Origin of the sequence: Aeromicrobium sp. REDSEA-S38_B2, assembly GCF_001628525.1 — a bacterium.
Taxonomy (GTDB): Bacteria; Actinomycetota; Actinomycetes; order Propionibacteriales; family Nocardioidaceae; genus Aeromicrobium; species Aeromicrobium erythreum.
In genome coordinates this window covers 40,266-53,562 of sequence record NZ_LUNH01000043.1, presented here as the reverse complement: position 1 = coordinate 53,562, position 13,297 = coordinate 40,266, and the positions used below count along the sequence as shown (strand labels likewise).

General features: G+C 71.2%; 10 protein-coding genes. 3 read left to right on the top strand and 7 right to left on the bottom strand.

Going from position 1 to position 13,297, the window contains the following annotated elements; translation table 11 throughout:
* Window positions 1-630: 630 nt before the first annotated feature.
* On the bottom strand, window positions 631-1,305 hold the full coding sequence (locus tag A6Q81_RS10495) for a potassium channel family protein (protein WP_067858832.1): 675 nt from the start codon (window positions 1,303-1,305) through the stop codon (window positions 631-633).
* The gene (locus tag A6Q81_RS10490; RefSeq protein WP_067858836.1) at window positions 1,298-2,644 is read right to left on the bottom strand and encodes a TrkH family potassium uptake protein; all 1,347 of its coding nucleotides are present in this window, start codon (window positions 2,642-2,644) and stop codon (window positions 1,298-1,300) included. The genes A6Q81_RS10495 and A6Q81_RS10490 overlap by 8 nt, the downstream gene beginning before the upstream one ends.
* A 61-nt stretch (window positions 2,645-2,705) precedes the next feature.
* Here A6Q81_RS10490 and A6Q81_RS10485 point away from each other — a divergent pair, with 61 nt between their 5' ends.
* Entirely contained in the window at window positions 2,706-3,686 is a 981-nt protein-coding gene (locus A6Q81_RS10485) for a glycosyltransferase (protein WP_067858839.1), read from the top strand.
* A gap of 21 nt (window positions 3,687-3,707) precedes the next feature.
* On the opposite strand, the gene A6Q81_RS10480 is transcribed toward A6Q81_RS10485, so the two are convergent.
* Entirely contained in the window at window positions 3,708-4,412 is a 705-nt protein-coding gene (locus A6Q81_RS10480) for an IspD/TarI family cytidylyltransferase (protein ID WP_067858840.1), read from the bottom strand.
* A gap of 100 nt (window positions 4,413-4,512) precedes the next feature.
* Between A6Q81_RS10480 and A6Q81_RS10475 the strand changes: the two genes are divergently transcribed.
* Entirely contained in the window at window positions 4,513-6,423 is a 1,911-nt protein-coding gene (locus A6Q81_RS10475) for a glycosyltransferase (RefSeq protein ID WP_067858842.1), read from the top strand.
* An 18-nt stretch (window positions 6,424-6,441) separates the two neighbouring features.
* Here A6Q81_RS10475 and A6Q81_RS10470 read toward each other — a convergent pair whose 3' ends face one another.
* The 3 genes from A6Q81_RS10470 to A6Q81_RS10460 are packed head-to-tail and all read right to left on the bottom strand — an operon-like array spanning window position 6,442 to window position 9,864.
* The gene (locus A6Q81_RS10470; protein WP_067858844.1) at window positions 6,442-7,413 is read right to left on the bottom strand and encodes a lysylphosphatidylglycerol synthase domain-containing protein; all 972 of its coding nucleotides are present in this window, start codon (window positions 7,411-7,413) and stop codon (window positions 6,442-6,444) included.
* Window positions 7,403-8,638, bottom strand: a complete 1,236-nt coding sequence (locus A6Q81_RS10465; RefSeq protein WP_067858847.1) for a polysaccharide pyruvyl transferase family protein — start codon at window positions 8,636-8,638, stop codon at window positions 7,403-7,405. Before A6Q81_RS10465 ends, A6Q81_RS10470 begins: the two co-directional genes overlap by 11 nt.
* A gap of 2 nt (window positions 8,639-8,640) precedes the next feature.
* Window positions 8,641-9,864 (bottom strand): glycosyltransferase, encoded by a 1,224-nt coding sequence (locus tag A6Q81_RS10460; RefSeq protein ID WP_067858850.1) that lies wholly within the window; start codon window positions 9,862-9,864, stop codon window positions 8,641-8,643.
* Between the two features lie 223 nt (window positions 9,865-10,087).
* Here A6Q81_RS10460 and A6Q81_RS10455 point away from each other — a divergent pair, with 223 nt between their 5' ends.
* On the top strand, window positions 10,088-11,914 hold the full coding sequence (locus A6Q81_RS10455; RefSeq protein ID WP_067858853.1) for a hypothetical protein: 1,827 nt from the start codon (window positions 10,088-10,090) through the stop codon (window positions 11,912-11,914).
* 84 nt (window positions 11,915-11,998) lie between these two features.
* On the opposite strand, the gene glf is transcribed toward A6Q81_RS10455, so the two are convergent.
* Window positions 11,999-13,156, bottom strand: a complete 1,158-nt coding sequence (glf, locus tag A6Q81_RS10450) for a UDP-galactopyranose mutase (protein WP_067858856.1) — start codon at window positions 13,154-13,156, stop codon at window positions 11,999-12,001.
* Window positions 13,157-13,297: the final 141 nt, after the last annotated feature.

The following is a 13,297-nucleotide window of genomic DNA, read 5'->3' as shown; positions in this document are numbered from 1 at the left end:
GGGCTTGGTGGTGCGCTGCCGCGGGGGTCTGGGTCTGCTGGTGCGCTGCCTGCGGGGGTCCGGGTTTGCTGGTGCGCTGCCGCAGGGGGTCTCGTCCTGCTGGTGCGCTGCCTCGACTTTCGCTGGGGGTGGTCTCCGAAAGGCCTCGACCGGGCGGCTGGCGGCGGCGCTGGTCTGGGGTCTCGGGCCGTGGCCCGCGTCGGACGCAAGGATCTGCGTTCGTGCGTGGGACTCCAAGGCTTCTGCGTTTGCTACGGGATCCCGTCACCAACGCAGAAGCATTCGACCTTCGACGCACGAAGGAAGAATCGTGGGTGCCCTTGGGGTGGGGGGCAGTGCTTCTCCCTTCGCGTGGCACGGTCCACGAGAAGGGAGAACCTCTGCCACGTCTGGCCCCGCTCAGCGGTGGATCCGCCACCTGTACAGCGCTCAGAAGGTGGCAGATCCACCCCCGACGACGATCCAGTGGCAGACCCACCGCTCGACCCTCAACACCAACCCGCAGCCCGAGACCCCGGACCAGCGCCGCAGCCGCCCGGTCGAGGCCCTGGCGGAGCGCAGGTCCACGAGAAGCCGCGCCGACGCAGCCGCAGGTCGAGCGAGGAGCCGCGTGCACGCAGCAGCAGCCCCTCACCCCAGCGCGCAGTACTCCTCGACCTTGGAGGTGGGGCCGGAGACGATCAGCTCGTCGCCGGTGGTGACGAAGGTGTCGGCCTGGGCGTAGGTGAAGTCCTGGCCGCGGGTCTTCACGCCGACGATGGTGACGCCGTACTTGCGGCGCACGTCGGAGTCGGTGAGCGTACGGTCGACGGTGCACTCGGGGGCGCGGGTGCGGGCGATGGCGAAGCCGTCGTCGAACTCGATGAAGTCGGTCATGGTGCCGGTGACGAGGTGGGCGACGCGCTTGCCCATCTGCGACTCCGGCCGGATCACGTGGGTGGCGCCGACGCGCTCGAGGATGGCGGCGTGCTTGCCGCTGATCGCCTTGGCCCACACCTCCTTGACGCCGAGGTCGAGCAGGCCGAGCACGGTCAGCACGCTCGCCTCGATGTCGGTGCCGATCCCGACGACGGCCACCTCGAACTGCTCGGCGCCGATCTGGCGCAGCGCCTCGGTGTCGGTGGTGTCGGCGGCGACGACGTGCGTGAAGTCGCTGGCGTAGCGCTGCACGATCTCCGGACGCTCGTCGACGGCCAGGACGTCGTGCCCCAGGTGCACGAGGGAGCGCGCCACGGCGGTGCCGAAGCGACCCAGCCCGAGGACAATGACGGGCGCATTGGGTGCGGTGTCCTTCTTCTTAGCCAATGATCGGTTGCTCCTCGGGAAGGTGGTAGCGCGGTGCACGCCGTCTCAGGACGAACGCCGACGCCGCCGCAATCGTGCCCACTCGGCCGATGAACATCAAGACGGCGAGCACCAGCTTCGCGCTGTCGGGCAGCTGCGGCGTGAGCCCGGTGCTCAGCCCGACGGTCGCGAACGCCGACGTCGTCTCGAACAGGACCTCGTCGAACGGGAAGTCGGTCAGGATCATGATGAGCAGCGTCATCGACGTCACGAGCATCACCGAGAGCAGAGCGATGCTGAGCGCCGTGCGGACCACGGCGGGGCCGACCGACCGGTTGCCGACCGTGACCTCGGGGTCGCCGCGCAGCTCGGCGAGGATGACGAACGCGAGCAGCAGGAACGTGGTCACCTTGATGCCGCCCGCGGTGCTGGCGCTGCCGCCACCGATGAACATGAGGATGGTGCCGATGGCGAGGGTCTCCCCCGACACGGCACCCCAGTCGAAGCTGTTGAGCCCGCCGGAGCGCGGCATGATGCCGCCCTCGATGCCCGTGACCAGCTTGTCGTGCACCGACATCGGCGCGAGGGTGTCGGGGTTCGCCCACTCGAGCGCGAGGAACGTGAGCGCACCGAAGACGAGCAGGCCGAGGGAGCCCCACACCGTCAGCCGCGTGTGGATCGTCCAGCGGTCGGGCGTGCGCCACTCCTTGAACAGCTCGGCCAGCACCGGGAAGCCCATCGCGCCGATGAAGACCGCCACGCAGATGGGGATGATGATGAGCCCGTCGCCGGCGTAGCCGACCAGGCTGTCGCTGTTGAGCGAGAAGCCGGCGTTGTTGAACGCCATCACCGAGTCGAACACGCCGTGCCAGAGGGCGGTCGGCAGGTCGTCGAAGTACGCGAGGCGGTACCGCGTCGTGAGGATCGCCGCGATGACGGCCTGGAACCCGAACATGGTCACGGCCACGCGGCGGAACAGGGGCCGCACCTCGCCGATGTTGACGACGTGCATGTCGGCCTGGGCGACGAGGCGCGTGCGCAGGCCGAGGCGCCCGCCGATGAACAGGCCGAGCACGGTCGCGAGCGCGACGATGCCGAGCCCGCCGATCTCGACGAGGACGAGGATGATCGCCTGCCCGGTCGGGCTCCAGTACGTCGAGGTGTCGACGCTGGCCAGCCCGGTCACCGTCACGGCCGACGCCGACGTGAAGAACGCGTCGACGAGGTCGGCGCGACCCTCGGCGCTGCGCGCGACGGGCAGGAGCAGCAGGAGGGTGCCGAGCACGACCAGGGCGAAGAACGTGAGGGGCAGCAGACGCACGGGGTGCGCGATGGCAGCCGGGATCCTCGGTCGGGGCACGGGACGACGGTACCTGCCCCACCCGGCCACCTGGCCTGGATCGGCCGATAGTCTGACGCGGATGTCCGACGTCCCCGCCTCGCCTGCCGCCCGGCTGGCCATCGTCATCGTCACCTACAACAGGTCGACGTACCTGGCCGACCTGCTGCGCAGCGCCACCGCGCTCACCGTGCCGCCGTGGCGCATCGTGGTCGTCGACAACGCCAGCACCGACGACACCCCCGACGTCGTCGCCGAGGCCGCCGGCTGGTTCCCCGAGGGCGTCCTGGTCGACCGCCGCCTCGACACCAACACGGGCGGGTCCGGCGGGTTCTGCGAGGGCACGCGCACCGCGCTCGAGCTGGGCGCGGAGTGGGTGTGGCTGATGGACGACGACGTCGAGATCCTGCCCGAGGCGCTCGAGCGGTTCGCGCCCGCGATGGAGCGGTTCCGCGTCATCCACGGCCGCCGCTACGACTTCGACGGCTCGCCGTTCTACTGGCAGGCCAAGTTCAACCAGTTCCTCGGCGTGCCGCTGCCGTACGGCTTCCGGCGCACCTTCGACGACGAGGGCTACGCGATCACAAACTCGGGCACGTTCGAGGGCATGCTGATCCACGCCGACGTCGTGCGCACGATCGGCCTGCCGGACCCCCGCTTCTTCATCACGTGGGACGACGCCGCCTACGCGTGGCTGGCGGCCCAGCACACCGAGGTCGTCTACATGGACGCGTTCGTGCTGCAGCGCAAGCGCGAGCAGCAGCAGGTGAACCTCGGCGTGCGGCACCTGAACGACGGCAGCCCGCTCTTCCGCTTCCACGTCATGCGCAACCGCGCCTACGTGGGACGCTACTTCGCCGAGCACGGGCAGCTGCACCGGGTCGGCTTCGCGCTGGGCACGCTGCTGACCTTCGCCAAGGAGGTCTTCCGGCTGGTCGTCGTCCAGCACACGCTGCACGGCGTCGGCGACCTCGTGCGCGGGGCGCGGGCGTCGCGTCGCATCTGGCGCGACCGCACCTGGCGACCGATGGACCCCGCCGAGGTGCCGCCTCCGCCGAGCTGACCGGTCGGCGGCGGGGATCCCCTAGGGGCGCGCGGCCAGCAGCGCCCGGGCCACGACGAGGTCGGTCGCGTCGGTGATCTTGAGGTTCTCGGGGTCTCCCTCGACGACGCCCACGCGGACGTCGGGCACGAGCGCGATCGCCAGCGTGCAGTCGTCGGTGACCTGCACGGCCGGGTCGGCGCAGGCCCTGCGGTGCGCCTCCTCCAGCACGCCCACGGTGAAGCCCTGGGGCGTCTGGTGGCGACGCAGCGTCGCGCGCGGGAGCGGCGCGGTCGGCAGCCCGGTCGTCGGGTCGACCTGCACGATCGTGTCGGGCGTCGGGACCAGCACGGCGACGACGTCGTGCTCGTCGAGCGCGCGCACCACGTCGGCGACGATGCGGGCGCTCACGAGCGGACGGGCCGCGTCGTGCACCAGGACCCTGTCCCCCGCGCTCGCTCCGGCCCCGAGCAGGGCCGCGAGACCCGCCCGGGTGCTGTCGTGACGTTCGCGTCCGCCGTCGACGACCCGCAGCCCCGGCCCCACGTGCTCCTCGACGGCTGCGCGCCACGCGGCGGGCGCGACCAGGACGACGTCGTCGACCGCGGGGTGGTCGCGCAGGGCGGCCACGCTGCGCTGCAGCACGCTGCGTCCGGCGAGGTCGAGCAGCTGCTTCGGCCGGTCGGCGCCGACCCGCAGTCCGAGCCCGCCAGCGAGCACGATCGCCCACGTCCGACGCTCTGCCACGCCGGTGAGCGTAGCGCAGCAACCGGCGTACTAGGCTCGGACGCGCATGCCGCCGCCCGTCGCCCGGCCGCGGACCGTCGACCTCGGAGACCCCTGACCTATGCCCCACCTGCTGCAGCGCGTCCTCTTCCCCCTCGAGCGGGACCCCGACATCCTGCCGCTCTACGCCGACCCCGAGGTCTGGACGGCCGTGCGGGGCAAGCCGCTGCGCGTGAGCGACGACGCGCACGCGAACGACATCCTCGGCCGCGACCGCTTCCGGGTCCGCACGTCGCGCCGGGTGTCCTTCGCCAGCTACTTCAACGCGTTCCCGGCGGCCTACTGGCAGCGCTGGACGGTCGTCGGCTCGGTGCGCCTGACGGTGCGCACCCAGGGCGAAGGCAGCATCATCGTCTACCGCTCGAACGCCCAGGGCGTGCAGCAGCGGGTCGCCACCAACGACCTGAGCGGCCTCACCGAGAGCGTCTTCGACCTGCCCATCCGCAACTTCGGCGACGGCGGCTGGTACTGGTTCGACATCGTCGCGGGCGACGAGCCGGTGGTGCTCGAGGGCGGCGACTGGAGCACGGACGACGAGCCGGTGCGGACCGGCAACACCTCCCTCGGCATCACGACCTTCAACAAGCCCGACTACTGCGTCACGACCCTGCGCACGCTCGCCGACCAGCCCGAGGTGCTGCGCGAGGTCGACGTCGTCTACGTCGTCGACCAGGGCGACCAGAAGGTCGCCGACCAGCCCGGCTTCCCCGACGTCGCCGCCGCGCTGGGCGACCAGCTGCAGATCGTCGACCAGCCGAACCTCGGCGGGTCGGGTGGCTTCTCGCGCGCGATGCTCGAGACCGTCGACGCCGGGCGCAGCGACTTCCTGCTGCTGCTCGACGACGACGTCGAGGTGGAGCCGGAGAGCATCCGCCGCTCGGTGCAGTTCTCGCGCTTCTGCCGTACGCCCACGATCGTCGGCAGCCACATGTTCGACCTGCTCGACAAGCCGATCCTGCACGCGCTGTCGGAGACGGTCGACACCTACTACTTCATGTGGCGCTCGGCGCTGCCCGAGCAGATGCGCCACGACTTCCGGCGCGCGAACCTGCGGCAGACGCCCTGGATGCACCAGCGCCTCGACCCGGACTACAACGGCTGGTGGATGTGCATGATCCCCACCCAGGTGATCCGCGAGATCGGGCTGTCCCTGCCGGTCTTCATCAAGTGGGACGACGCCGAGTACGCGCTGCGCGCCCGCGAGCACGGCTACCGCACCGTCTCGCTGCCCGGCAGTGCGCTGTGGCACGTGTCGTGGGTCGACAAGGACGACTCGCAGGACTGGCAGGCGTACTACCACGCCCGCAACCGCCTCCTCACCGGCCTGCTGCACTCGCAGCACCCGGGCGGCGGCAAGCTGCTGAGCAACTCCGGGCGCATCGACCTCAAGCACCTGCTGACGATGCAGTACTACGCGGCAACCCTGCGCCACCGCGCGATCCGCGACCTGCTCAAGGGTCCGAGCCACCTGCACCCGACCATGGCCGGCACGATGCCGGAGCTGCGCGCGGCCACGCGCGACTTCGTCGAGACGCAGGTCATCAGCGACCCCGAGAAGCTGCCCGACACGTGGGAGGGCAAGCGGGTGTTCCCGCCGAAGTTCGACCGCGAGCCGCGCGGCCCCCGCCTGGCGCTGTTCACGGCGAAGGCCGCGGCCCGGCACTGGCGCACCGAGGTGCCCCAGGGCAACGTCGAGCGTCCGCAGGTCGAGCTGGCCAAGGGCGACGCCACGTGGTGGCGCGTCCCGGCCTACGACTCGGCCCTGATCTCCAGCGCCGACGGACGCGGACAGTCGCTGTACCGCCGCGACCGGACGACGTTCCGTCGCCTGTGGCGCGAGAGCCGTCGCCTGCACGCCGAGCTGCGCAAGAACTGGGACCGGCTGGCGCGCGAGTACCGCGAGGCGCTGCCCGAGGTCACGTCGCCCGAGGCCTGGAAGGACACCTTCGGCACCAGCCGCGACCGCGGCTGAGCCCGGTCCGCCGGCGGGTCAGCCCGCGGGCGGCGGGGCGACCGGGCCCGGCACCGTGTCGTTGCGGGCCAGGACCTTGCGTCCGAGGACGGCCGTCCCGAGGAACAGCAGGTCGACGAGTGCCGACCAGAGCCGGCTCGCCACGGTGATCGCGAGCGCGAACTCGCTGGGCATGATGAGCGAGAGCAGCACGAGCTGGACGCCGTCGCGCACGCCGATGCCGCTGGGCAGCAGCGGCGTCGCCATGCCGAGCGCACCGGCCAGCGTGAACGCGCCGACGATGAACCAGAAGTCGTCGGCCGCGTTGATCTGCGGGTACATCGCCTTGGTCAGGAAGAAGTAGCTGCTGCCCGCCAGCACCGTGCCGATGCTGTAGAGCACGAACGAGCGGATCGTGGCGGTCGCGTTCGTGCGGACCTCCGCGAGCGCCGACTCGCGCTTGATCAGCCGGAACGCGAAGCGCGTCGCGCGGTTGAAGACCGGCGGCACGAGGATGAGCAGCATGGCGAGCGCCAGGCCCACCATGAACGCCTTCATCGTCGTGGAGATGACGTCGAGCCGCGGGTCGAGGCCGAGGATGAGCAGCGCGACGAACATCGACGCCACGATCTGCATGCCTGCCTCGAGCAGCGAGGACACGGCGAGCCGGCTCTTGGCGATGCCCTGCTGGCTGGCCAGGTAGATCTTGCCGCCGATCCACGCGACTGTGCCCGGGATGTAGCGCCCCATCCACGCCTTCGCGTAGATGTCGGCGAGCACCGGGAAGCGGGGCAGCCGCGGGGCACCGAGGTCGCGCAGGATGAGCGCCCAGATCATCACGCCCCAGAACCGGAACGCGAGCGAGACGAGCGAGGCGAGGACGACGAGCCACCACGTGAACGTCAGGTCGCCGAGCACCGACCAGTCGAGGTCGTGCAGGTAGAGCGCGAAGAAGACGACGACCAGGACGATGAACGTCGTGACGAGCGCGAGGCGGACCCTAGAGGACACGGAGCGCCTCGTCGTAGGCCGCGGCGACCGACGCACGCTGGGCCGCGGTCGCCTCCTCCAGGGAGGCCCGCACCTCGTCGGACTCCGCCAGCAGCGTGGTCAGCAGACCGCCGACCCGCGCGCCGAAGCCGTCCTCGAGCGCGTCCTCGATCGGGAGCGCGTACCGGCTCATGCCCACCTGGTCGAAGAAGACCCGGCCCTTGTCGACGTAGTACACGTTGATCGACGGTACGCCGGAGCTGATCGCGATGATGTTGGAGTGCAGGCGGAAGCCGACCATGGCGCGTGCCGAGGAGATGACCGACCGCAGCTCGGCCGGCCCCAGGTCGTCCTGGTCGAGCACGCAGGTCTGGGTCAGGTCGCCGACGGCGGCCGCGAGGTCGTGGCAGAGCGCGGTGTCGGCCTCCCCCATGTGCATCGGCAGGAACAGCAGCCGCGAGCCGGACGCCTGGGCGACCTCGCGGACCGTGCTGCGCAGCGACGCGAGGTAGGCCTCGTGCCGCTCGTCGCCGACCGTGACGTCACGACCGAGACGCCGCAGCAGCGCCTGGCGGTACTTGAACGGCAGCAGCCCGCTCTGCTTGTAGTGGAACCAGTCGCGCGGGCCGATGCAGACCACGTCGTCGAAGAAGTCGTCGGCGAGGCCGTAGGTGGCCACGAGCGAGGCGCGCAGCTCCTGCGACATCGGCTCGGGGCGGGGCAGCACGGCCGGGTCCGACGCCGCGAGCACCCGGTCGGCGTCGACGCCCCAGCCGAGCAGCTTGTCGCGCGACTCGTCGTCGCGGACGATGAAGCGGCGGCAGCGGCCGACGACGAGGGCGATGAGCCGCCGGCTCGACGCGGACCGCGTGGGGCCGATGCCCTGGAACGCGCCCACGACCTTGCGGTTGACGAACGAGAGCATCGTCATCTTGACCACCCAGTACCAGAGGGCGGCCTTGTTCGTGTAGTCCTTGAGGATCTCCCCGCCGCCCCAGAGCACGACGTCGTGACGCCGCGCCTCGCGCAGCAGCCGCAGCCAGGCGAACGGCGACAGCGACTGGAAGTCCATGTCGAGGACGTCGATGTCGTACCACCGGCCGTCGCGCTCGGGGTACTGCGAGATGCCGGTGATGCGGGCCTCGGGGTCGCGCGAGCGCACCAGGGCCACGATGCCCTCGGCGATCGCGCGGTCTCCTCGGTTGGCTGCGAGGTCGCTGTTCATCAGCAGGATGCGGCGAGCCACGGTCACACTCCTTCGTCCGCGAACAGGAAGTCGAGATGGGCACGGGCTACGGTGGGCCAGTGGAACTGTCGGGCGGTCCGCATCGCCTCGTGTCCCATGCGTGCGCGTCGTGCGTCGTCCAGGTCGACGGCGGCGGTCAGCGCCCGGGCCAGGGCGGCGCTGTCGCGCTCACCGACCAGGAAGCCGTTCTCGCCGTCGACGAGGAAGTCGTCGGCACCGCTCTCGGCGGTGGCGATGCACACCTGACCGACGGCGAGGCCCTCCATGAGCGCCACCGGCAGGCCCTCGGCGTCGCCGCTGTCGGTGATGATCGAGGGGACCACATAGGTGCCGTGGTCCGCGAGGAGGGCCGCCTTGTCGGCGCCCGTGAGGTAGCCGGTGAACCGCACGGCGTCGGCGCCGAGACCGAGCTCGACGGCCCGCTGCTCGAGGTCGGCGCGCAACGGCCCGTCGCCGGTGACGGTGAGCGAGACCTGCGGCCGGGTGCGACGCACCTCGGCGAGCGCCTCGAGGAGGTAGGCGACGCCCTTCTTCTCGGCCAGCCGGCCGACGAAGAGCACACGCTCGCCCGGACCGACGGACGGCTCCTCGGCGTCGGGCAGGTCGACCCCCATCGGGATGATGCGGGTGCGGGGCTCGAGCGCCGCCCAGGCGTCGTCGTCGAAGAACGCGCGGAGCTTGGCCATCGAGCGTCGGCTCACCGCCGTGATGCGCCGGGCGCGCACGGCGTGGGAGCGGACGACGCGGGGCCCGAGCCACGGGATCTTCCACCAGACGCTGACGTCGGAGGCGTGGGTGGTGAACACGAACGGCGTGCCGGTGAGCCGCCCGACCCAGCGCGCGACCACGGCCTGCGGGGTGAACCAGTGGGCGTAGACGACGTCGGGGCGCTCGCGGCGCACCAACGACCACAGGGCGAGGAACTCGCCGACGAAGAGCGTGAGGACGGTCGGCAGGAGCCAGGGCTTGGCCTGCAGCGTGGGCATGATGCCCCGACCGGCCAGCTGCTCCGCACCGCGCGGCCACGCGTAGTGGAAGCGGTGCTCGTCGTAGTCGGCGTGCCGGGTGGAGCTCTGCGTGCCCGACCGGCGGTCGTGCGGCGCCAGCACCGTGACCCGCAGCGACGGATCCTCCGCCCGCAGGGCGATCACCTGGTCGCGGACGAACGCGGGCACGGGGTCGGCGTCGTGCGCCGGGAAGGTGGAGGCGACCACGAGGAGGTGCACGCTGCTTCGTCCCCGTCCCCGGGCGTGCTGCGGCACGCCCGTCTCGTCTCGCTGTCACTCCCGCTGAACGGGCGGTCTGCTGGCTCTCCGACCGACGATCGGAGCCACCCCACCCTAGCAGCGCGGGCCCACGGCCCCGGGGACGCCGAAGGGCTCGCCGCGCCCCCGCATGGCCGCCGGATAGCATCGTCGATGATCTTCACGACCTGACGAGGGAGCCTCCTTGCGCGAGACCACGCCGCAGCAGCAGAGCGGACGCGGCAGCGTCGACCGCGAGCTGATCGACCCCGCCGGCGCCACGCCCGCCCACGCCCGCTTCTGGTGGGTCGTGTCGGTGGGCCTGCTCGTCGGCCTGGTCCTGCTGAACCTCTACGTGGCCCTGTCCGCCGCCGCGCCCCGCACTCCGTACGACGAGATCGGCGTGCTGCAGGCGTCGAGGCTGCTGTCCGGCGAGGGGACGGTGACCAAGACCCTGTCGCTCGGCTACTACCCGGGCGCGGGCCTGTTCCTCGCCCCGATCTGGTGGTTCACGCAGGACGGCGCCACGGTCTACGCCGCGGCGATCCACGTCAACATCCTGGTCGGCCTGCTCACCGTCGTCCCGCTGACCTTCCTCGGCCGCCGCCTCGGCCTCACGACGCCGCAGGCGGTCGCCGCCGCCAGCGTCGTGATGCTCTTGCCCGCGCGCACCGCCGTCTCCGACTACGTCCTCGCCGAGCAGTCGCTCGCGCTGTTCGCGGCGTGGGCGATGGTCGCGGCGTACCGGCTGTGGGACCGCCCGACCGTCCCGAACGTCGGATGGTTCGTCCTCGCGACGCTGCTCGCCTACTTCACGCACGCCCGGGCCCTGGTGCTGGTGCTCGTCGCCGGCATCTGGCTGCTGCTGCTCGTGCGGCGCCGCTGGCAGACCGCGCTCGTCGGCCTGGTGCTCCTCGGCGTGGGCCAGCGCCTCGTCGCCTGGCTCGCCGGGCTCGTCGTCAGCGAGGTCACGGTCGACGGCTTCGGCCAGGGCACCTCGCTGCTCGGCAAGCTGACGTCGCTCGGTGGCATCTTCGCCCGCGTCACCCTGGTCCAGACGTGGGCGCAGCTGTGCGCGACGCTCGGCCTGGTCGTCATCGGCGGGCTCGTCCTCACGCGGCACACGTGGTCGGACCTGCGGCTGCGCCGTGCGGTCGGGCCCGACGGCTTCGTGTGGGGCCTGGGCGTGGCCGCCGCGCTGCTGTCGTTCGTGGCGTGGTCGTCGACCACGTCGCACGTCTACCCCGACGGTCCCCGCTTCGACTCCTGGACGTACACGCGCTACATCGACCCGTTCGTCACCGGCGTCGTGCTGGTGGGGCTGGCCGCCGTGATCCGCCGCCTCGACCGGCGGACCGCCGCCGTCGGCCTCGGTCTCTCGCTCGTCGTGGTGGCGGGCACCGTCGCGTGGGCGATCCGCATCGTCCCGACGTGGGGCTCGAACTACGGCCCGGCGAACAACGCCGGCATCTACCCGCTCCTGCGGTTCCGCGACCTCGAGCCGTTCCGGCTGCCGCTCTTCCCGACGTTCACGAACGACAACCAGATCTGGGCCTGGGGCTCGCTGCTGGTCGTGGTCTCGCTCGTCGTGATCCTGCTGCTGGCGTCGCGACCCCGCGTGCTCTTCGTCGTCCTCGCCGTCGGCGCCGTGGCGCTGTCCTGGTACGGCAACCCCTACCAGACGCGTGACGCGCCCTACCGGATCGAGCAGGCCCTGGAGAAGATCGACACCGTCGACGGTGGCGACACGCCCGTCTCGATGCTGATTGACTGCCCGGTCTCGAGCCAGCGCAACGTCGCCACCAACTGGGTCGGGTTCTGGTTCGCCGACCGCGACGTCGACCTGGTCGACGCGACCGACGAGCTCACCGGCGACGAGCCGGCCGTCGTGGCGTGCAACGGCTGGACGAACCCCACCGACGCACCGCGCATCGCCGGCTCGGACAACTACGGCTACTCGCTGTACGTCCTCGACCCGACGGTCGCGGAGCGCCTGCGCGAGCGCGGGGTCGAGCTGACCTCCCAGCCCTAACCTCCGGCCGAGGCACAGCACGACGACGCCCTCGCCGCGACCGTGGTCGCGACGAGGGCGTCGTCGTCGGTGCTGCTCGCGGCCTCAGGCGCCGAGCAGCGGCCCAACCTGGTTGCGGAACATCGACAGCGCCGAGCCGATGGCCATGTGCATGTCGAGGTACTGGTAGGTGCCGAGCCGGCCACCGAAGAACACGTCCTGCTCCCCCTCCGTGAGGGTGCGGTAGGCCAGCAGACGCTCGCGGTCGGCGTCGGTGTTGACCGGGTAGTACGGCTCGTCCGTGCGCTCGGCGAACCGCGAGAACTCCCGCATGATCACGGTCTTGTCGTCGGGGTAGGACGTCCGCTCGGGGTGGAAGTGGCGGAACTCGTGGATGCGCGTGTACGGGTACTGCGAGTCCGGGTAGTTCATGACCGACGTGCCCTGGAAGTCGCCCGTGGGCAGCACCTCGCGCTCGAAGTCGAGCGTGCGCCACGACAGCTCGCCCTCGGCGTAGTCGAAGTAGCGGTCGACGGCGCCGGTGTAGACGACCGGCACCTGCCCGACGGTCGAGGCCTTGCTGACCGGCTGGTCGGCGTCGAAGAAGTCGACGCCGAGCCGCACCTCGATGTTGGGGTGGTCGGCCATGTTCTCGAGCCAGCGCGTGTACCCCTGCGTGGGCAGACCCTCGTGGGTGTCGTTGAAGTAGCGGTTGTCGTACGTGTACCGCACGGGCAGGCGGGTGATGATCTCCGCGGGCAGCTGCGTGGGGTCGGTCTGCCACTGCTTGGCCGTGTAGTCGCGGATGAACGCCTCGTACAGCGGGCGGCCGATCAGCGAGATGGCCTTCTCCTCGAGGTTGGCCGCCGACGCGGTGTCGAACTCCCCGGCCTGCTCCGCGATCACGGCGCGCGCCTCGTCGGGCGAGTAGGCGGCCGAGAAGAACTGGTTGATGGTGCCCAGGTTGATGGGCAGCGGGTACACGACGCCGGCGTGGTTCGTGTACACGCGGTGCTGGTAGCCGGTGAAGGTCGTGAACCGGTTGACGTACTCCCACACCGTCTCGTTCGAGGTGTGGAAGAGGTGGGCGCCGTAGCGGTGCACCTCGATCCCGGTCTCCGGGTCGTCCTCGGAGTAGGCGTTGCCGCCGACGTGGTCGCGTCGGTCGATGACGACGACCTTGCGACCCAGCTCACGGGCGACCCGCTCGGCGATGGTCAGTCCGAAGAATCCCGATCCGACGACCACGAGGTCGGCGTCCATGTGCACTCCTTGCGTTGGTGGCGAGGGACGCTGCAGTCTACCCGGCGCCCGACGTCGTCCGACCCGCGTGACGCGCCGCGCCAGCGCCCCGCAGGCTGGACCGGCGTGCTCCGGCCGGTAGGATCGTCCGGGCCGTCCCAC

Excerpts from the sequence above, each read along its gene's own strand:
- glf (WP_067858856.1), bottom strand. The coding sequence starts at position 13,156 with ATGGACGCCGACCTCGTGGTCGTCGGATCGGGATTCTTCGGACTGACC.
- A6Q81_RS10475 (WP_067858842.1), top strand. The coding sequence starts at position 4,513 with ATGCCCCACCTGCTGCAGCGCGTCCTCTTCCCCCTCGAGCGGGACCCC.
- A6Q81_RS10485 (WP_067858839.1), top strand. The coding sequence starts at position 2,706 with ATGTCCGACGTCCCCGCCTCGCCTGCCGCCCGGCTGGCCATCGTCATC.